The sequence below is a fragment of the Roseimarinus sediminis genome (assembly GCF_050433125.1).
Classification (GTDB): domain Bacteria; phylum Bacteroidota; class Bacteroidia; order Bacteroidales; family Prolixibacteraceae; genus Roseimarinus; species Roseimarinus sediminis.
In genome coordinates, this window is sequence record NZ_JBNPXV010000020.1 from 15861 (window position 1) to 38547 (window position 22687).

11 protein-coding genes and 1 tRNA gene are annotated in these 22687 nt (G+C 47.6%); 10 read left to right on the forward strand and 2 right to left on the reverse strand.

What is annotated here, in order from left to right:
• Positions 1–201: 201 nt before the first annotated feature.
• Positions 202–286 (reverse strand) — tRNA-Leu (locus tag FHS86_RS17965).
• A gap of 150 nt (positions 287–436) precedes the next feature.
• Positions 437–766, reverse strand: coding sequence for a hypothetical protein (locus FHS86_RS17970; RefSeq protein WP_429417071.1), 330 nt, complete (start codon positions 764–766; stop codon positions 437–439).
• A 162-nt stretch (positions 767–928) separates the two neighbouring features.
• Here FHS86_RS17970 and purL point away from each other — a divergent pair, with 162 nt between their 5' ends.
• From purL to FHS86_RS18020, 10 genes are all read left to right on the forward strand, one after another.
• Positions 929–4603 (forward strand): phosphoribosylformylglycinamidine synthase, encoded by a 3675-nt coding sequence (gene purL / locus FHS86_RS17975; protein ID WP_429417073.1) that lies wholly within the window; start codon positions 929–931, stop codon positions 4601–4603.
• Positions 4604–4696: 93 nt separating this feature from the next.
• Complete coding sequence (locus tag FHS86_RS17980; RefSeq protein ID WP_429417076.1) at positions 4697–5785, forward strand: glycoside hydrolase family 88 protein; 1089 nt, start codon at positions 4697–4699, stop codon at positions 5783–5785.
• Positions 5786–5974: 189 nt separating this feature from the next.
• Positions 5975–8368 (forward strand): ATP-binding protein, encoded by a 2394-nt coding sequence (locus FHS86_RS17985; protein WP_429417079.1) that lies wholly within the window; start codon positions 5975–5977, stop codon positions 8366–8368.
• A gap of 201 nt (positions 8369–8569) precedes the next feature.
• Entirely contained in the window at positions 8570–11530 is a 2961-nt protein-coding gene (locus tag FHS86_RS17990) for a two-component regulator propeller domain-containing protein (RefSeq protein ID WP_429417082.1), read from the forward strand.
• Between the two features lie 210 nt (positions 11531–11740).
• Positions 11741–13216 carry a glycoside hydrolase family 30 protein gene (locus FHS86_RS17995; RefSeq protein WP_429417085.1) on the forward strand — a complete coding sequence of 492 codons (1476 nt, stop codon included), beginning with the start codon at positions 11741–11743 and terminating at the stop codon, positions 13214–13216.
• Positions 13217–13236: 20 nt separating this feature from the next.
• The gene (locus FHS86_RS18000; RefSeq protein ID WP_429417088.1) at positions 13237–15951 is read left to right on the forward strand and encodes a carbohydrate-binding protein; all 2715 of its coding nucleotides are present in this window, start codon (positions 13237–13239) and stop codon (positions 15949–15951) included.
• 26 nt (positions 15952–15977) lie between these two features.
• A complete protein-coding gene (locus tag FHS86_RS18005; RefSeq protein WP_429417091.1) occupies positions 15978–19118 on the forward strand; it encodes a SusC/RagA family TonB-linked outer membrane protein in 3141 nt (1046 codons plus the stop codon).
• A gap of 19 nt (positions 19119–19137) precedes the next feature.
• Entirely contained in the window at positions 19138–21045 is a 1908-nt protein-coding gene (locus FHS86_RS18010; protein ID WP_429417094.1) for a RagB/SusD family nutrient uptake outer membrane protein, read from the forward strand.
• A 22-nt stretch (positions 21046–21067) separates the two neighbouring features.
• Positions 21068–22303, forward strand: a complete 1236-nt coding sequence (locus FHS86_RS18015) for a DUF4959 domain-containing protein (RefSeq protein WP_429417097.1) — start codon at positions 21068–21070, stop codon at positions 22301–22303.
• A 10-nt stretch (positions 22304–22313) separates the two neighbouring features.
• Positions 22314–22685, forward strand: a complete 372-nt coding sequence (locus FHS86_RS18020) for a DUF4998 domain-containing protein (RefSeq protein ID WP_429417100.1) — start codon at positions 22314–22316, stop codon at positions 22683–22685.
• Positions 22686–22687: the final 2 nt, after the last annotated feature.

A 22687-nucleotide genomic window follows, 5' to 3' on the forward strand; every position in this document is an offset into this window, starting at 1 on the left:
ATAAACTTCTCATCTTGTTGATGCTGTTCCATTTTTCTACATAAAAAAAGCTGAAGACCTTTGCGGTTTTCAGCTCTCCGTGCCCAGAACAAGACTTCCCGGTATCGCTGCCCTTACCGGGATAAACTTCTCATCTTGTTGATGCTGTTCCATTTTTCTACATAAAAAAAGCTGAAGACCTTTGCGGTTTTCAGCTCTCCGTGCCCAGAACAAGACTCGAACTTGCACATCCTAAACGGATACCAGCCCCTCAAGCTGGCGTGTCTACCAATTTCACCATCTGGGCGTACACTTGTTTTTGTAGAACGGTGGCAAAAGTATAAAATTCCCCATTTCCACCAAAAAGAAAAATCAGTTTTTACAGACTAAATTTCACTTTTACTTTCGAAACACTGAAAATCACCACATCGGGCGCCCTGCAATCGGCCTGGCACGATCACTTTTGCCGTTTTTCGTACGACGTTTTTACGATCATCCCCTGCCCGTTGATGTCGAAACGATAAGTCTCTTCCTTTGTAAAGCCGGGACTAATACGCGGATCGAGGGTAAAACTTCCGGTACCAATCTCCGTTTCCCTGATGTAGCTTTCCTCGATGTAGATAAAACGCTGGATGCCGTTTTTCATATCGACCACCTTGTCGGGTTCTCCAAATTCCCTGATCAGCAGCTCCCGCCCTTCTCCTTCGTACTTACGCGACAGCTTTTTCTCCATACTACAACCTGCCAGCATAAAAACAAACAGGACAATCAATCCATTTCGCAACATAGTTTTCAACATCTTCTGTTAACAAAGCACCCTGTTTCGCAGTGTTTAAGGCATTGTTAACTGTTTATACACCAAGACCGAAAGATAAGAGTTTTTCCCGTTTACCATGCCTTTTTACTATATTTGCAGCGTTAATAAAGCTTAATGTAAATCTTCTCAATTATGATCTTATTTTTTCATGTACCCGGGGGCAATTACATTGCCGTGAGTACAAAAAAACCGCTTTCCGATGACGATATCAGCAAGTTAGGCTGGCTGTTTGGCGACGCTGAAAAGCTTGAAACGCAAGAGGTGGAAGGCTGGTTCGTAGGGCCGCGAAAAGAAATGCTGACCCCCTGGAGTACCAATGCTGTTGAAATCACCCAGAACATGGGAATCGACAGCATTTTTCGTATAGAAGAATACATCAAAGCCGAAGGTCCCGACAGCACCTTCGACCCCATGTTGCAACATCTTTACCAGGGCCTTAACCAGGAACTTTTCACCATAGAAAAAGATCCCGAGGCGATTATCAGCATCGACAACATAGCTGCCTACAACGAAAAGGAAGGACTGGCACTGAGTAACGAAGAAATCAGCTATCTCGAATCGGTAGCACAAACCCTGGGACGCCCGCTCACTGACAGTGAGGTGTTTGGCTTCTCGCAGGTGAACAGTGAACATTGCCGTCACAAAATTTTTAACGGCACCTTCATCATCGACGGTGAAGAAAAAGAACTATCGCTTTTCAAACTCATCAAGCTTACCACGGCCACCCATCCCAATAAAATTGTTTCGGCCTACAAGGACAACTGTTCCTTTGCCGCCGGGCCAGTGGTAGAACAGTTTGCTCCCCGCACGCACGACACGGCCGACTTTTTCGAAATCAAAGACATTGAAACCGTGCTTTCGTTGAAAGCCGAAACCCATAACTTCCCCACTACTGTTGAACCTTTTAACGGAGCAGCCACCGGTACCGGTGGTGAAATACGCGACCGCATTGCAGGTGGAAAAGGTGCGCTGCCGGTTGCAGGGACAGCCGTATACATGACTGCCTATCCGCGTACCGATGAAACTCACGAATGGGAAAAAGCAACTATACCCCGCCCCTGGCTATACCAAACACCCGAAGAGATCCTGATCAAAGCTTCGAACGGAGCCAGCGATTTTGGCAATAAATTTGGTCAGCCACTGATCAATGGCAGCGTATTAACCTTCGAGCATTTCGAGAGCAATAAGAAATACGCCTACGACAAGGTAATTATGCTCGCAGGTGGCATTGGCTACGGAAAAAAGAAAGACAGCCTGAAAGACACCCCGGTTCCGGGGCAAAAGGTGGTACTGCTGGGCGGCGACAATTACCGCATTGGCATGGGCGGTGGCGCCGTATCGTCGGTAGCAACCGGTGAATTTGAAAACAAGATTGAGCTCAACGCCGTACAGCGGGCCAATCCCGAAATGCAAAAGCGGGTTTTCAATGCCATCAGGGCTTTGAGCGAGGAAGATGAAAATCCCATTGTGTCGATTCACGACCACGGAGCAGGTGGCCACCTCAACTGCCTGAGCGAGCTGGTTGAAGAAACCGGAGGCATTATCGACATCAGCAAATTGCCCGTTGGCGACCCTACCCTTTCACTCAAGGAAATTGTGGGGAATGAATCGCAGGAACGCATGGGCCTGGTTATCGACGAAAATTATGTTGAAAAGCTCAAAAAGATTGCCGAGCGCGAACGTTCGCCCATGTATGTAATTGGCGAAACCACCAACGACATGAAATTCACCTTTGAACAAGCCGCGACCAATGAAAAACCCATCGACTGGAAACTGGAGCACATGTTTGGCAATCCGCCTAAAACCATCATGCAGGATCAAAGCATCGATGCCGCTTTTGCCGATGTAGACTACAGCAGCGAAAAAATTTACCACTATACCGAACAGGTGCTGCAACTCGAAAATGTGGCCTGTAAGGACTGGCTCACCAACAAGGTCGACCGCTCGGTAACCGGCCGCATTGCCAAGCAGCAAACTGCCGGCAAACTGCAGCTTCCACTCAACAACCTGGGTGTAATCGCCCTCGATTATCAGGGGAAAAGCGGTCTGTCAACTTCGATCGGGCATGCCCCGGCAGCCGGACTCATCAACGCAGCCAACGGATCCATCCTGTCGATAGCCGAAGCCCTTACCAACATCATTTGGGCACCACTCACCGACAAGATCAAAGGCATCAGCATGAGTGCCAACTGGATGTGGCCATGCAAAAATGAAGGAGAAGATGCCCGTATTTACGAGGCAGTGCAGGCAGCCAGCGACTTTGCCATTGCTCTGGGCGTAAACATTCCCACAGGAAAAGATTCCTGTTCGATGACCCAGAAGTACAGTCAGGAAACCGTATTGGCACCGGGAACCGTAATTATTTCGGCCTCGGGCGAGGTGAGCGACCTGCGTAAAACCGTGGAGCCGGTATTGGTTCAAAAGCAGTCGCTCTACTACATCGATTTTTCACGCGCCCCCAAAGCACTGGGAGGAAGTGCCTTTGCACAAATCACAAACCGGATGGGCCGGCAAACACCCACCGTAAGCGATGCAGCCTACTTCGTGAAAGCATTTAACGCTGTACAGGAACTGATTGAAAGAGGAAGTATGGGCAGCGGCCACGACATTGGTGGTGGCGGACTGATCACTTCGCTGCTCGAGATCTGTTTCTCCGACAACCAAAGCGGTCTCAACCTCGACCTTAGCGAACTGGGAGAAGCCGACAGTGTGAAAGTGTTGTTCTCCGAAAACCCGGGCATCATTTTCCAGGCCGAAGCCGAAGCTTTTGAATGGCTGAAAACCCAGGATATCGATGTGGTAAAAATAGGCGAACCCAACACTTCGGGCAAAGTAAACATTACGAACAATAGTGAAAGCTATCAATTCGACATCAAACACCTGCGCGATCTTTGGTTCAAAACATCCTACCTGCTCGACCGCAAACAAAGCGGCGGGAAACTGGCACTCGAGCGTTTCAACAATTACAAGAACAACGAACTGACCTACGACTTTCAAGACTTTGACGGAAGTGCCAGGGCGCTCGGCATCGATCTGAAACGGCGCTCAGCAAGCGACATCAGGGCGGCCATCATCCGCGAAAAAGGAGTGAACGGCGATCGTGAAATGGCTTACAGCCTTTACCTTGCCGGCTTCGACGTGAAGGACGTACACATGACCGACCTCATCAGCGGACGTGAAGACCTGAGCGACATCAACATGATTGTGTTTGTTGGCGGCTTTTCCAACTCCGACGTACTGGGATCAGCCAAGGGCTGGGCTGGTGCTTTCAAATACAACGAAAAAGCGAGGCTGGCACTCGAGAATTTCTACCAGCGCAACGACACTTTGAGTCTTGGTATTTGCAACGGCTGCCAGTTGATGGTCGAGCTCAACCTGGTGTATCCGGGAATGGAACAAAAACCGCGCATGCTTCACAACGAAAGTCATAAGTTTGAATCGAGCTTCCTCAATGTGACTATTCAGCCCAACCAATCGGTGATGATGGGGAACATGGCTGGTAAAACGCTGGGCGTTTGGGTGGCCCATGGAGAGGGTAAATTCAGTCTGCCAGCCGGAGAAGGTCAATACCAGATCCCTGTAAAATACACACAACAAGGCTATCCGGGCAATCCCAACGGATCGGATTTCAATACCGCGGCCCTTTGTTCAAACGATGGTCGTCACTTTGCCATGATGCCCCATCTTGAACGGGCCATTTTCCCATGGCAATGGGGCTACTATCCTGCCGACAGGAAAGCCGATGAAGTGACTCCATGGCTTGAAGCCTTTGTTAATGCGCTCGAATGGATTAAAAAGAACAAGTAACAATGCGCAAAACCAGACTTACAAGAACCGTTTCTGTTTCAGGAACGGTTCTTTTTTGTACTTTTAGTCCGGTACAAGCAAATCAATCGAAACATGACTTCACCTACTATGAGCTTCAAACGGCGCGATTTTCTGAAGTCGGCCCTTGCCACATCGGTGCTGCTACCTGCAGTTCCTATGCTGGCCGGCAGTTGTTCGCCAAAAAGCAACACCGCGGCTGATTCCAAACTGACAGAGAAGGTCACCACCGCCATGTTAAGCATGCAACGGGCATCGTGGGAACAAGGTGTGGCCCTGCAGGCGCTGCTTGAATCGGGCAACACGCGGCTTGCGCTCTTGCTTGCCAGGGAAGCCGTATTACGTCAAAGCGACGAAGGACGCCTGGCCGTTTTGTACAGCGACAACGGAGTTACCGATCCGGCAGCCTCGGGCGAAGCAGTGTTTGTGCTGGGAAAAACAAACAACGATCCCCAGTTAAACGCCGCCCACAAAAAAATGCTCAACTACCTGCTCAACAAGGCACCGAAAACCCCCGAAGGAATACTCCATCATACACTCAATTCGCCCGAAATCTGGATCGACTCGATGTACATGGCCCCTCCTTACCTTTGCGTTGCAGGTCATGCAGAAGAAGCCATCAAACAGGTGGAAGGTATCAGAAACTATCTGTGGAATGAAAAGGAACAGCTCTACTCCCACCGTTATCATGTTGCAGAACAGCGCTTCATCATCGAAAAATTCTGGGGAGTTGGCAACGGCTGGGCCATTGCAGCCCTGGCCCGCATCATCGATCAGCTGCCCGAATCGATGAGCAGCGAAAGGAAGCGGATGATTGGCTACGCAAAGCAAAACATCGATGGCTGTCTCAAATACCTGCGTCCTGACGGGCTATTTCACGACATTGTTGATGACCCGGGCAGCTTTATCGAAACCAATCTTTCACAAATGATTGCCTATGGTCTATTCTGCGGTTTGAAATCGAAGTGGCTCAGTGAGGACTATCTCGATGCAGCTTTACAGATGCGAAAAGCAGCCCATGCAAAAGTAGATGAATGGGGCTATGTGCAGGATGTATGCGGTGCTCCCTGGTTCGACACCCCCGGCAGGGCCACCGAAGGACAGGCATTTTTTCTGCTCATGGAAGCAGCATTTCAGAAATATTCATCAAATAAATATTCATAAAAACCGAAGAACATAAATTATTTATTGCTTCGGGCACAACAATGTTTTATTGTTTTACAGAATTTATTACCTTACCAACAAGAATCGAGCAGCAATACAAAAGGTGAAGCGCTTAAGGTCATCAATGCATTTACCGGCCTGATATCGAATATCATTAACGCTTGTTCTGTTATTTAAAAGACAAACATTATGAAACTTCTTTCTCGTTTTATTTGGTTGATTGTTGGGATAACAGCAGTGGTTTTCTCGGTAGTGACCCTGTTTCAAATCAAAGCCTCCAACGAATTTGAGTTAATTAAGAACTCTATAAAAGAAGAGTACGATGTTCAGGTTGATAAAATGATCACACCCGATCCGTACAGCATTGGTTTTGCTTCGTATGCCAACGACCTGCTCAATACGCCTGCAAGTGCTGTTTTTCTATCAGCTCCCGAACCCGGTGCTTACTTTGTGAATGAATACCTGATTGACGAAATCATGCAATACCATGAAGTGGATGCCGTGTGGTTCTTTAAAAACGACGGAAGCATCTTTTACAACAAAAGCATTGGTTCCGTCACGCCTTCACAAATCCCCATACCTCAGGATGAAATCCCCGGTGTTCTTGCCGGTAATCAGCTTAATTCATTTTACAAAATTTACAATAATCAGGTAATTTATTACCACGGTGGGCAGATCGTCGATACCGGATTGGGGCAAACAGGCTACCTGCTTATGGCTTCGCTGATTGATCAGCGCTGGATCGACCGCTACGAAGCGGAGATTAATAATTCAGAAATCAATGTGGTATTGTCGGAAGATAACCTTCAGGATCTTTCGGCCACCAATGTCAGAATCACTCGTGAGTTGAAAGCCTATAATGGCAGCAGCGAGGCCCTTTTGAACATTGAGCTCAACCTTCCTTTCCTTTCACTTTGGAACCAAACCAACTCAACCGATAAATGGATTATGACCGGATCGCTACTTATCATAGTAATTTTCCTGGTTATCTTCCTGATTATATGGGTTATTTCTCCTTTAAAAAATATTTCTTCTTCATTACAGAAAGGCAGTACCCGCGAGATCAAACCGATGCTTAGTGGAAAAACTGAGATGTCGGACATTGCCCGTTTGATTGCCGACTACCATCACAAAACCGGGGAACTGGAAGCCAGTGAAAGTGTTAAACGACATATTTTCGAACAGGCTCAGGTAGGCATCCTAATTGCCGATGCGGCCAGCGGACACATTACCACCATCAACCCCTATGCCTGCAAAATGATAGGAATCAAAGCCGATGACGTGTTGGGCAACAAGGCGGCCAATTTCCTCGAAACTGTGCCAAAATCAGCCATTAGTGACGAGGCCTTTGAAAGCATTATGCTCCATGCAGGCGGAGAAAGCATTCCGGTGCTGCGCACCATTACACAAATGGTCATGGACGGAAAACAGGTCGAAATGAATACTTTTGTCGATCTGCGCGAAATCAAGTCACTGCAGGATAGTCTGGAAGAAGAAAAACAAAAGCTGAGTCTGGCCATGGAAAACTCAGGCCTCATCTTTTGTGAGTACAACTTCAAAACCGACCAGGTGACCATCGACAAAAACTGGTCGTATCTGAGCAGCGGAAATCATGAATATGCCTGGATGAACCTGGTCGAGAATATTCATGATGCCGATCGAAAAACGGTAAAAGAACAAATTGATCAGTTGGCCAAGGGAGTAAAAAATGCCATGGTTGCCGAATTCAGGGTCAAGCACCCTCAGCGTGGAATTGTCTGGCTCAATGTTTCATTGCTCATCACCAAACGCGATGAACTGCAGGCTCCCTTGCATCTCATCGGCCTGCTAGATGACATTACCGAACGCATTCAGGTTCAACAGGAACTGATTAAGGCAAAGGAAAAAGCCGAGGAATCCGACCGGATGAAATCGTCGTACCTGGGCAACATGAGTCATAAAATCAGAACGCCGCTCAACACCATCGTTGGATTTGCCAACCTGCTCAGCGAAGAAGAACTGGAAACAGATCAAAAAGAAAACTTCATCAACATCATCCGCAACGATACCGAGCAGGTGCTCCACCTGATTGACGACATGATCAACCTGGCTAAAATTGATGCCAACCAGCTCGACATCAACAAAAAACAAAGCAATGCCAATAAAATAATTAACCAGCTGGCTGCTTATTACAGGGTCCAGGATAAAGCACAAAAAATCGACTTTGTAGTGAAAACCATGTTACCCGATGGAAAGGATCTCTTACAAACCGACAGTGAAATGCTCTATCAGGCACTCAACAATATGGTTAACAATGCCTTCAAGTTCACTGAAAAAGGAAGCATTGAACTGGGTTATTTTGTGAATCCGGTCGATAGTAAAATGATACTTTACGTGAAAGATACCGGTAAGGGCATTCCAGATGAAAGCCGCGACAAGCTTTTCAATCGTTTTTATCAGGTTGACCCGATGACCGAAGGGACCGGGCTCGGTCTTACGATTACCGAATCGATTGTAAAACTGCTGGGCGGAAAACTCTATTTCGATTCTAAACTGAATCAGGGATCAACCTTCTACATTGAATTACCCTACCTTCAGGTATAACAGTACCTGGTGTAAATACAAGAATATAATCGCATGGATCAAAGTAGATCCATGCGATTTTATTTTTGTGCCATAAGCTGAACCAGGGGCTCGGTGTTGAATAAAATAATTTCACAAAAATGCATCAAACAGACATGCGCAGGCAACAATTGATTTCATTTTACTATCATTGTTTACTAAAAAATTGCTTATTTCATCACGATGTATTTAAAGAAAACTTCATTTATTCTGCTTTTGTTTTTATTGCTGAACCAGGGAATCAGGGCACAGTATAATTTTAGTCACATTGCAAAGGATGAAGGATTATCGCACAATACCGTGGAGTGCATCACCAAAGATGCTGATGGCTTCATGTGGTTTGGAACCCGCAATGGCTTATGTCGCTACGATGGTTACGAATTCAAAGTATACCTGAACAGTGCGACTCCCGGATCCATTTCCGGCAACCGGATCTTGAGCATTGCTGAAGATAATAAAGGAAATTTATGGATCGGCACCCATCAAAACGGCTTAAACAAATTCAACCGCAAAAGCAATCATTTTACCCACTATGGTGAAAACCTGGGAATAGGCGCACAGGTGCTTTGTGTTGAAGTACTGGCCGACGGAACCGTAATGGCAGGCAGCAACAATGGTATTGCCATATACGACAGCCTGCACGATCGTTTCGACATCGTTGTTCCTCACTGGGGACCGGGAACGCTCAACTCGTACATTGTAAACGACATCATCGAAACCCGTTCAGGCGAAATCTATGTAGCCACCTGGGACAACGCCATCCAGCAATACGACCGGGAAAAAAACTTTTTCACCCCCATACATTACACTACTTCAGAAAAACCCATTCTGAATTTCAGAAAAACAATCATTGAAGACTTAGAAGGAAATTTGTGGATCTCGGCCAATATACACGGACTGTGTAAATACAATCCCGCCACAGGGGAATCGAAAAGTTTTCAGCTCAACGACGGACTCAACTCCGAAGTCTTAAACGGCGCAATGTTGCAGGCTCCCGACGGAAAAATATGGATTGCCAGCGATGGTGGTGGAATCAATCTGCTTGATCCGAAAAGCGAAACTTTCGAGTACCTGATCCCTGACGAACAAAACCCGCTGTCGCTTCCCAGTACACATATTTACGGTTTGTACATCGACGAACAGCAGCGCATTTGGGTAGGCACTTTCGACAGCGGAATTGCCTGCTACGATCCCAATATGAATAAGTTTGGAAAACCCGTCCTGGGAGAAACGATACACAATTTCTTTAATAACAAATCGATCATTAGCATTTACCAGGACAAAAAAGGCCGGATATGGATCGGAACCGACGGTGATGGCCTTCATTGCATTGGGGGGCAAAACGATATTAAACACTACTATTCCAATCCCGATGACCCGTACACAATTTCATCAAATGTTATCACGGCCATTGGTGAGGGCAGTAACGAAAGCATGCTGTTTGGCACCTATGCCGGTGGACTATCAGTGCTTGATCTGAAAAGCGGGAAATTTAAAAGGTACCTGCCCGACTACAACAACAAAGATGCCATCCATTCTGAAAATGTATGGGCCATACTTAGCGACAGCGATCAACAAATATGGCTGGGTTTGCTGGGCAATGGCACCGATATTTTCGACATAAAAAAGGAAAGCTTTAAGAACATCGGTCCCTATGCCAACGAACTGGTCAAAGTAGGGCACCCCAATGTCATGGCGATTTTTGAAGATGCCGATGGCGATATCTGGTTTGGCACTGAAGGAAACGGGGTTTATATTTACGACAAGCAGGCGCTTAAAATGCTGCAACTGAATTCTCCCGATCAGAACGTTACCACCAGGGGACTGATTCAGGATTTTTACCAGGACAGCTGGGGCAGAATATGGATGGCAACCGAAGGAAACGGACTGTTGCGCTACGACAAGCAGAAGAAGGAATTCAAATTGTACACTTCAGAAAATGGTTTACCGGGTATGATTACCCTGGGAGTGACCGAGGACAGCAATGGCACCATTTGGGTAAGTACCTACGACGGACTGGCCCGACTGAACGACGATGGGGAAAGCTTTACCACTTTCTTTGAAGCCGACGGTCTTTCATCGAACGAATTCAACCCTGCCACCCTCCTACAACTCCATGATGGCACCCTGCTGGCAGGTACGAAAAAAGGGCTTGACTGCTTTAATCCACAAACACTGACACTCAACAACAACATTCCCCGAGTGTACCTAACCCGCTTTAGTGTGCTTAACCGTCAGGTGCAGCCAGGCGACACCATCAACCAACATTTTACCATGTCGCGCGCCATCCCGTTTACTTCGGAAATAACGCTGACTTATGCCGAAAAGATGTTTTCGGTCGATTTTGCGGCACTTAACTATACCCAGGCCGAAAAATGCAAGTACCGCTATCTGCTCGAAGGTTTTGACAATGAATGGGTTTACACTACATCCGACCGGCGCTTCGCCTCCTATTCCAATCTTGAAAACGGGACCTACGTATTGAAGGTACAGGCCTCGAATAACGATGGCTTATGGGGTGAAAACACGGCACAGCTAAAAATAACTGTACTCCCGCCCTTCTGGAAAACAGCCTGGTTTGTTTCCATCATCCTGTTTGTATTTATTACTTCTATGTCGGTGTTTTTTCACTTTCGTGTTAATGCCATCCGAAACCGTTTTCAACAGGAAAAGATGATCAGGGAAAAACGAATTGTTGAGCTGGAAAAAGAAAACATTGAAACCGAACTCGAAAAACTCACATATTTTACGGTAAACCGCAACCGCGTGCTGGTCAACTTTAAAAACCGACTGCTTACCATTGCCAATAAGGCCAAACCGGTGGTTAAAAAAGGCCTCGAAACTGTGATTGAAGAAATCGACAAGGAAATTTCGAGCGACAAGGAATGGAAATACATAGAACCCCGGCTCGATAAATTTTACGACAGTTTCATCTCAACACTGCGTGAGAAGCATCCAACACTGACCCTTTCCGAAATAAAAGTAGCCACTTATGTCAGAATGAATCTTACCTCAAAGGAGATTTCCGAATTCATGCATAAAACCATTCGTGCGGTCGAAAACGATCGCTACCGCTTGCGTAAAAAAATGAACCTTGACTCAAACGATTCATTGCAAAATTACTTGTTGAATCTCGATCGTTAAGCCTGCTACATCCATCATGCTTATCGTTTGTAAGCAAATAGAAGCCAACTGCAAAAAAACAAACACCAGACTGACAATGTGCATCTTAGCATCGTATTGAGTGTTTTTAAGTGGTAAAATAAAAGCAACTTTGAGTTTTTGAGAGGAGGCATTTCTTGATGAGGGCCTGGCGGCATGCTAGTTTTGACCAAAATCAAATTAGCAGCAAAAATGGCAAACAGCAAACTCTTCATTACAGTACTCGCAGCCCTGATACTACTTGGCAGTGCCTGTACCAATCGATCCATGCAGTCGGAAAACAGTGCCAACAAAACTGCGGACGAAGGAAACCGCATCGAAATGCACAAGGTAAGTCAGCTTACCACTTCGGCCGGCGGATTAAGGATGGAAGCGGTCGGCGATCTTTTAATCGGTGAATACGAACAACCCGACGAACATTTTCCAACACTGATCATCGATGCCAACAAACGTTTTCAAACCATCGAAGGTTTTGGCGGTGCATTGACCGATGCAGCAGCCGAAACTTTTTACCGTTTACCCGAAAACAAACAGGAAGAAATTCTAAGCGCCTATTTCGATCCCGTCAATGGAATCGGCTACAGCCTTTGCCGTACGCACATTCACAGCTGTGATTTTTCGAGCGAAAGCTATGCCTACACCGAAACCGATGGAGATACCGAATTAAATGATTTTACCATCGAACATGATCTAGCCTACAAAATACCGCTGATAAAAGCCGCACTGCAAAAGGCAGGCAACATGAAAATGCTGGCTTCGCCCTGGAGCCCGCCGGCTTGGATGAAAACCAACCAGCACATGTTAAGGGGTGGAAAACTGAAACCCGAATACCAGCAGGCCTGGGCCGATTATTTTGTCCGCTTCTTTGAAGAATACGAAGCCCGGGGAATTGAATTCTGGGGACTCACCGTTCAAAACGAACCCATGGCAGTGCAAACCTGGGAGTCGTGTATCTATACGGCAGCCGAGGAAAAGGATTTTGTTAAGAACCACCTGGGGCCTACACTTGAAAAAGCAGGCATGGCCGATAAGAAAATCATCATCTGGGATCACAACCGTGGCGTCATGTACCAGCGGGCCAAAATAGCCTTCGACGATCCCGAAGCTTCGAAATACATTTGGGGAACCGGCTTTCACTGGTATACCGGCGATCATTTCGACAATGTAAAACTGGTGGCAGAAGCCTTTCCAGACAAAAAGACCCTGTTTACCGAAGGTTGTGTTTTTCCCTTCGAATACGGAAAGATTGAAGAATGGCACTGGGGCGAGCGTTACGGCGAATCGCTCATCAACGACCTCAACAATGGCAGCTCGGGATGGATCGACTGGAACATCCTGCTGAACGAACAGGGAGGCCCCAACCACGTTGAGAACTTCTGCTACGCACCAGTTATTGGTAATACACAAACCGGCGAAGTGACCTACATGAGTTCATTTTACTACCTGGGCCATTTTTCAAAATACATTCGTCCGGGAGCACAGCGCATCATCTGTTCAAGCAATTACGACGAACTGAACGCCACGGCCTTCATCAATCCCGACAATTCGCTTGCTGTGGTGGCAATGAACCCCGGCGATCAAGCCCTTGAGTTTAAAATCTGGCTCGAAGGAAAAGGTACATTGGCCTGCTTACCGGCACATGCCATCACAACCATCTTAATCAACTAAACACCAATCAAAACCGGTCAATGACTTTAAAAAGAAATACACAAACAAAACTTGTTTTAATCTTCCTGCTGTTTTTTCTCACGGCATCGCATGCCTGGTCGCAGGGTTTTCTGCATGTGCAGGGACAGAACATTGTCGACGGCAAAGGTGAAAATGTCATCCTCCGTGGGATTGGAACCGGAAACTGGATGTTGCAGGAAGGCTATATGATGAAGACCTCGGGCGTGGCCAATACGCAGCACGAGTTCCGGCAAAAACTCATCGAAACCATTGGTGAAGAACGCACACAGCTGTTTTATGAAGAATGGCTCCGTTCCCACTTCAGCAAAACCGATGTCGACTCAATGAAAGCGTGGGGCTTCAACTCGATACGGGTGGCCCTGCATTACCTTTGGTTTACACCGCCCATCGAAGAAGAACCGGTAGCCGGTGAAATCACCTGGCGCAACAAAGGTTTCGAATTGACCGACAGCCTGCTTGCCTGGTGCAGCCAAAACGGGATGTATCTCATCCTCGACCTGCACGGTGCTCCCGGAGGCCAGGGAAAAGATGCCGCCATTTCGGACTACGATCCCTCCAAACCATCGCTTTGGGAAAGTGAAGAAAACAAGGCCAAAACCGTGGCGCTTTGGAAAAAACTGGCTGAGCGTTATCGCAATGAGCCCTGGATTGGCGGCTACGACCTGATCAACGAAATCAACTGGACCTTTAACGACAACAATGCGCAAATCAGGGAATTGTACGAACGAATCACCAATGCCATCCGCGAAGTGGATCCCAACCACATCATCTTCATCGAAGGCAACTGGTTTGCCAACGATTTTACAGGGCTCACTCCTGCCTGGGATGCCAACATGGTGTACAGCTTTCACAAGTACTGGACCTACAACAATGCCGATGCTTTGAGTTGGGTCACCAACCTGCGCCAGCAAACCAATCGCCCGATATGGCTGGGCGAAACCGGTGAGAATTCAAATACCTGGTTTAGCAACCTGGTGCATTTGTCCGAGCGCAACAACATTGGCTGGAGCTGGTGGCCCGTAAAGAAATCGGGCATCAACAACATCCTAAAGGTGAAAACCAACGACGATTACCTGCAACTTATCGAAATGTGGAAAGGCAATGGCAGCATGAGCGCCGACGCAGCTTTTCAGGCGGTAATGACCTTTGCCCGAAATCACCGATTCGAAAACTGTGAAATTGCCTACGATGTGATCGACGCACTGATCAGGCAGCCACACACCACACAAACACGTCCTTTCAAAGCACACCAAACCGGCGAAACAATTTTTGCCAGCGATTATGATCTGGGCAGAAACAATTTTGCCTATTTCGACCACGATACAGCCGACTACCATTTGAATACCGATGCTTTCGGAACCTGGAACACGGGCTGGGCCTATCGCAACGACGGAGTCGACATTGAAGCTGTCAGCAACGAAGAAATCAGCAATGGTTACATCGTTGGCTGGACAGCGAAAGGCGAATGGCTGCAATACACCCTCAATGTGGAAGCGGAAGCAGCTTATCGCTTTAGTATTCGTACGGCGGGCGAAGGTGGAGGAAAGGTACACCTTGAGGCCAACGGAAGGGTAATATCAGGCAGCATTGCCCTGCCGGCCACCGGCGCCTGGGATCAATGGCAGACAAGCACCGTTGACGACCTGATTTTGCCTGAAGGGACGACGCAGATCAGGCTGAAGATGGATGAAGCCGGCTCAAACATCAACTATTTCTCATTCACACGGCCTTCGCCTGTAGAAGAAGTCGCGTTTAAACTGCTGTCGGCAAAAACCGACCCGCTTGCCAATGTCATTTTTCTAAACCTCAACAAAGCCGTTTCGACTACCAGTGAAGGGATTGAAGCTTCCGATTTTCAGGTGATCGTAAACAGCAGTCTTGCATCGGTAAAACAGCTATGGGTAACAGAAAATAATCCGCAGCAAATCGCAATCGAAGTCGATCAGTACCTGTTTCATACCGACAACATCCGTTTGAGCTACCAGGGTACATCGGTCCATTCACAGGGCCAGCAACTCGAGAATTTTTCAGCCGAAAAAGTGATGAACCAGCTAAGGCCACATCACAGCATTCCCGGAAAGATTGAAGCTGAAGACTTCCTTACAAACAATGGTTTCGAACTGGAAAGCTGCATGGACACCGGTGGCGGACTGAATACGGCTTATGCCAGCGATGGAGATTATCTCGACTATCTGGTTTATGTTGAAGAAGAACGGGGCTATCTGGCCGAATTCCGTGTAGCAGCAAAGGAAGGCAATCCCGAGTTGCTGATCATGAACGAGAAAGACGGGCGCATGATGGCCAACGAGCTGTTGAGAATCAATGCCACCGGCGACTGGCAAAACTGGCTTACACAGGCCGTTAAAATTGAACTGCCAGCCGGAAAATACCGTTTACGCCTTCTGTCACGCAAAGGTGAACATAATTTGAACTGGATCAATTTCACCTACACAAGCAGCCGGGAGGCGATCAACAAGGACGAAACCTTTTCAGTTTATCCCAATCCGGCCAGCGACAGTTTGTGGATTGAAACCGCAATCGGTAAGCAAAAAACAGTGCTTGTTTCCGACATGCAGGGAAAAACAGTGACATCGTTTAAAACTGCCGATCAACACATTTTTATCGACACCAGTAACTATCCACCCGGGATATATCTTCTGAGCATATCCAACGGCAGCAACAGCAGCTCGAAAAAAATACAGATAAGCAAATAGTTGAACCAAAAATAAACCTGACAATTGTGAGAAATTTTATAAACAGACAAACAGTTAAAAAATCGGGCATCTCCTGCCTGCTCTTACTGTTTCTGATTTTATCGGGTCCTGTACTCATGGCCCAACAGCAAATCGTTAGCGGCCTGGTGGTCGATAGCGAAGGACTACCCCTTCCGGGGGTTACCATTTTAAAAATGGGAACCGGCAATGGCACGGTATCGTCGATCGATGGACGTTACGCGATCAACAACATTCAACAGGGCGACACCCTGCGTTTTTCGTTTATTGGTTATACCAGCCAGCTGATTGTTGTCAATGAGCAGCGCAACATTGATGTAATCATGAGCGAATCGGCCGAAGCACTCGAAGAGGTGCAGGTAGTAGCCTTTCAAACCCAGAAGAAGGAAAGCGTCATCGCCTCCATCAACACCATAAATCCCAAAGAACTGAAAATTGCCCCCACCAACCTGACAGCCGCCTTTGCAGGCAAACTGGCCGGGGTCATCTCCTACCAGCGCTCGGGGGAACCTGGACAGGACAACGCCCAGTTCTTCATTCGCGGGGTGACTACTTTCGGTTACAAAAACGACCCGCTGATTCTGATCGACGGACTGGAAGTGACCACCAACGACCTGGCACGGATTGAACCCGACAACATTGCCAGTTTTTCGATCATGAAGGACGCTACCGCTACTGCACTTTACGGTGCGCGAGGTGCCAACGGCGTCATACTGGTAACCACCAAGGAAGGGAAAAAAGGGAAAGCCAGGGTTTCGCTGCGCATCGAAAGTTCCATGTCGTCGCCAACCATGACCAACCAGTTTCTCGACGGGGTAGAATACATGGAATTGTACAACAAGGCACTCCGCACCCGCCAGCCCGATGCACTTTTGCATTACTCAAAGGAAAAAATTGAAGGAACACGCAAGGGCCTCGATCCCAATAGCTATCCCAACATCGACTGGTACAACGAGTTGTTCCGTAATCAGGTATTCAACAAAAAAGCCAACCTGAACATCAACGGCGGTGGCGAGGTGGCCCAATACTACCTTTCGGTTTCGTATACCAACGAAAAAGGACTTTTGAAAGTGGATCCGCTCAACAACTTCAACAACAACATCGACATTAAGCGCTACAACATGAGGGCCAATGTCAACATCAAACTCACAAAAACAACCCAGGCCGAAGTCAAATTCTATTCCATGTTCGACCGTTACAATGGTCCGGTAAACAGTGCCAACGCCATTTTCGAGTCGGTGATGCAAGCCAACCCGGTCAATTTTCCCAAATATTACGAAGGCATCGCTTACGACCAGTATGTGAACCACACCCTTTTTGGCAATAAGGGTACAGGAAATTTTCCCAATCCCTATGCCGACATGGTGAAAGGCTACAAAGACCGCTTTAGTTCGACCATCCTCTCACAGTTTCAGCTGGAACAGGATATGGACTTCCTCACCGAAGGACTTAAATTCAGAGGAATGGCTTCGGTCAGAAATTACAGCATGAACGAAAACTCCCGTGAATTTACCCCCTTTTATTATGGTTTGGCTGCGCTTGAAACAGAAGAAGGCATTAAGCATTCACTTTATCAGATACAGGAAGGAACCGAGTTTCTCAACGATCCTAATGTTGTAAATGCTGCCAACAGCAGTTTCTATTTTGAACTGGTGGCACAATACAACCGCACTTTCGCCGATCGGCACGATGTTGGAGCCCTGCTGGTTTTCACCCGCAAGGAATCGCTGAATACCCTGGGTGGAAACTCCTACGCTACGCTTCCGTCGAGAAACATGGGTGTTTCGGGCAGAGTGACCTATGGCTTTAGCAGCCGCTATTTTACCGAATTCAACTTTGGCTACAACGGCTCCGAAAAATTTGCCGAAAACCATCGCTATGGTTTCTTCCCGTCGGCCGGTGTGGGCTGGGCCGTTTCGAACGAACCATTCTTTGAAGATTTCAAAGGAGTAGTTGATCAATTGAAATTGAAAGCAACATACGGTTTGGTTGGTAACGATGCCATTTCGGATCCCAACGATCGCTTCTTCTATCTTTCAAACGTCAACCTGAACGACGGAGGCCGGGGCTACACCTTTGGCCGCAATTTCAGCAACGCGCACAGTGGATACATCATTAACAGGTACCCCAACAGCGAAGTAACCTGGGAAGTGGCCGAAAAGTCGAACCTGGGTCTGGAACTGGGACTGTTTGAAAAGATGACCCTGCAAGTCGATCTCTTTTCAGAACACCGGCGCAACATTTACTGGGCCTGGGAATACGTGCCGGGTACCATGGGTTTAACGGCCAACATCAACAGTAACATCGGTGAAGCTAAATCGCAGGGCACCGACATTTCGCTCGACTACAATCATGTGGTCAGCAACGACCTGTGGATTACTTCCCGAATCAACTTCACCTACTCGACCAATGAGACCCTGAAAAACGGCGAACCGGTTTATCAGTACGATTACCTCAGCCGCGTGGGGCATCCCATCAATCAACAATGGGGGCTGGTTGCCGAAAGGCTTTTTATCGACGAACACGATGTGATCAATTCTCCATCGCAATACAATCAGGGCAGTGGTTCGGGTGATGCAGGCTATTTACCCGGCGACATCAAATATGTCGATGTTAACGAAGACGGAAAAGTAGACGATCTCGACCGCGTTCCCATTGGCTTTCCTACCGTTCCTGAAATTGTTTACGGTGCCGGTGCTTCCATGGGCTATAAGCAAGTCGATTTCTCTTTCTTTTTTCAGGGTATTGCCAGAGAATCGTTCTTTGTTGAACCCGGCACCATTGCCCCTTTCATTGGCGAACGCAATGCCTTAAAGATCATTGCCGACAATCACTGGTCCGACGACAATCCCGATCCCTATGCCTTCTGGCCGCGCTTATCCACCCTGTCGGTACCCAACAACGAAAAACAATCGACCTGGTGGCTGCGAAACGGCAGTTTCCTTCGTCTGAAGAGTGTCGAAATCGGGTGGTCGCTTTCTGACAAAATGCTCAGAAAGCTGCAAATTGAAGAAGCCAGAATTTATATGAACGGAACCAACCTGCTCACCTTTAGCGGCTTTAAACTATGGGATCCCGAAATGGCAGGCAATGGACTTGGTTACCCGCCTCAACGAATTATCAATCTTGGCCTTAACATGACCTTCTAATTTAAAACAAACAGCAATCATGATACGAATCATCCTACCCATCGTCTTACTATTCATCCTCAGTGCCTGCGACGATTATCTCGACATCGTTCCGGATAAAACGCAGGAACTGGAGCTCCTGTTCGAGCGCAAGGATGCCGCCTACAAGGCGCTGGCCACCTGTTATCACTATCTTCCGCAGCAGGATGGTGTTTACGCCACCCACGCCTTTGCTTCCGATGAGCTCACCACCCCGATTCCGCAGGAAACACCGGGCGTGGAAATGATGCGCGGTAAACAGTCGACCTCTACTCCACTGTTGAGTTACTGGGCCGGTTACTATGCACATGGACGCAGTCAGTCGTCGCTTTTTCAGGCCCTTCGCGATTGCAACACCTTCATCGAAAACATCGACAAGGTGAACGACATGAACGACAGCGAGAAGGCCACATGGAAAGCCGAAGTGATTTTTCTGAAAGCCTACTACCACTTTCTTTTATTTACCCAATTCGGTCCCATTCCCATTGTGGATGAGAACCTGCCCATTTCGTCCGAAATTGAACAGGTAAGGGTAAAACGCGAAGCGGTCGACGTAGTGATCGACTACATCGTGAACACCATCGACGAGGCAATCGAAGCCCTGCCCCAACGCATTACCTCGGATAACAATCTGGGGCGGGTCGATCAGCTGATCGCTCTGTCGATTAAATCGAGGGTATTGTTGTATGCAGCCAGCCCGCTTTTTAATGGTAATTCCGAGTTCTACGAAACCTTCACCGACAAGGAAGGCAACAAGCTTTTTAACACAACTTACGATGCAGCAAAATGGGAAAAAGCAGCACAGGCAGCCAAAGCAGCCATCGATTTTGCACTCGAAAACGGGGCCGACCTGTATCGCTACAGCGATGTACTTCCTACTTTCGATACGCTGGCTTATCAATCGAACGAGGTAAAAGCTTTGTACGACTACCGTTACATGTTTACCGACAAGTGGAACAAGGAACTGATCTGGGGCAATTCCGATCCGGTGGATAATGGCGACTGGTGGACCCTTCAGGCAGCAGCCATGATGATCAATCCCAATGCTTCATCCAACTATGGTGCCTGGCAATGGGTATCGCCAACGCTTGAGATGGTTGAAAGCTACTACACCCATAACGGGCTGCCCATCGGCGAAGACCTGACCTACGATTACGACCGGCGTTACAAACTGACACTGATCCCCGAAGAGGAACAGCTGCATGCCCAGCCCGGAGAAGTAACAGCAGCCCTCCACCTCAAGCGCGAACCCCGCTTTTATGCATCGGTGGGTTTCGACCGGGGCATTTACCGTACCTGGAGCGATAAGTGGAAGCTGAAAATGCGCAAGGGCGATGAACACGGACGTCGCGCCAACACCAACGATTATGTGATTACAGGTTATGTGCTGAAAAAGATTTGTCATCCATCCTCCGAAGGCGATGAATACAACAAGCTGATTACTTATCCCTGGCCCATCATCAGGCTGGCCGAACTCTACCTGAACTATGCCGAAGCGCTCAATGAGTTTCAGGGCCCTTCGGACGAAGTGTTTGAAGCCTTGAACCAGGTGAGGGAAAGAGCTGGAATCCCAACCGTACAAGAAGCATGGAGCAACCCGGCTTTGGCCCGTTCGCTTAACAAGCACAACGACAAGACCGGACTGCGTGAAATTATCAGGCAGGAAAGAATGATTGAGCTCGCCTTTGAAGGGAACCGCTATTACGACATCCGCCGATGGAAACTGGCTGACAAATATTTCAATAAAGCAGTTACGGGCTGGAGTGTCGATGAAAGTTCGCCCAATAAATTTTATACGGTCAGGAATGTCGGTCAGCGCTCGTTCATGACACCACGCGACTACCTCTTCCCCATTCAACTCGACGAAATGATAGTTAACTCCAATCTGGTTCAAAACCCGGGCTGGTAAGAAATTTAAAACAGCAGATACCATGAACTATACCAATAATTTGCTTCACATTCTAAAAGTAATCAGCATCGCAACAGCAATGGTCGTCCTGCTTACGGGCTGTGTTGAAGAAGAAATTACCGACACCATTCCACCCGGAACAGTAAGCATCACCGGGGTCGATGCCACCAACGGCGGTGCCATCATCAGCTACGAACTGCCCGACGACGACGACATTTTGTACGTCCGTGCCGAATACACCAATTCACTGGGCAAAAAGGTTTTCAAATCGTCGAGCCGTTATGTGAACAAAATAGAAGTCGACGGATTCAACGACACCAACGCGCATTCGGTAGATGTGTATGTGGTGGATCGTGCCAATAACTTTTCGGAAAAAGTAAGCACGGAAGTAACACCGCTTATTTCGTTCATTTACAAAGTACAGGAAAGCATTTCACTGATCCCCGATCTGGGAGGCATTAAAATAAGCTGGGAAAACCCGGCCGAAAAAACCGTTTTTGTGTACCTCTATTACGACGATGGAAGCAAGGTTCAGGAGCGCATTCTTTCGTCCAACAATGCAGAGGAAGAGCTGATTGTTCGAGGTATGGATTCCATCACCTACGATTTTTCGGCCATGGTGGAAGATTTTAACGGCAACAAAACCGAACAGCAGTTTCTGGCTTCCATCAAACCCCTGTTTGAACAGAAAATTGATAAGTCAATCTGGAGTCTGGTACAGTCGCTATCGGTCAACGGCAATGCATGGGAAGGTGAAAGCGTGAATTTCTTCGACGATGTGGTCGACACGAAGGAATCGGCCGATGACAACAGCTACTTCATCATTAACCGCGATGAAAACGGAGGCACACTGAACTTCCCGCTCGACCTGGTGATCGATCTGAACAAAAACATCATTCTGAACCGTTTTGTGGTGTGGCAGCGGGCCTACTGGTATACCGAAGGCAGTAACAGCATCAGTGAAAACTACTACTATTATCAGAACGAAAACATGCGCTCATTCGATCTCTGGGCCAGCAACGACATGCAGGAATGGTACCTGCTGGGTAATTTCGACATTGGCGATCCACGCGATGAAGAAGGCAACATTCCCGGCGATAAAATACAGGAAGCCATCGACGGACATGAGTTTCAGCTCGAAAGTACTTCGGCACCTTTTCGCTACCTGAAGTTCAGTATCACTTCGGGCTATGGCAGCGAAACCAATGTGTATGGCTCAGAAATCACACTATTCGGATTAGACAATGTTCAACTTTAAAATCACCGGTATGAATGCTAAAATCATCAACATCCTTTTGGTCTTCGGGCTCTTCTTAAGCCTGTTTTCATGCACCGGCATGGATGACAACTACAAACAATACCTTGAAAAAGAACGCGTGTATTCACCCAAAGTCAGCAAGCTTACAGCCGTCGTTGGTTTGAAAACAGCCACGCTGAAATGGGAAAATCCGGATAGTGACATTGCCAAAAAGATCCTTATCGACTATCAGGACGACAGCATCCTCTTTGAAAGCATGGTCGATTCAGCCGTGATTGACCAGCTGGAGATCAAAGGCTACAACGTGTCGGTTTACACCATCGATGCATTCAACAATTACTCCATCCCGACTACCATACAAATCTTTCCGAATGGAGAATAATA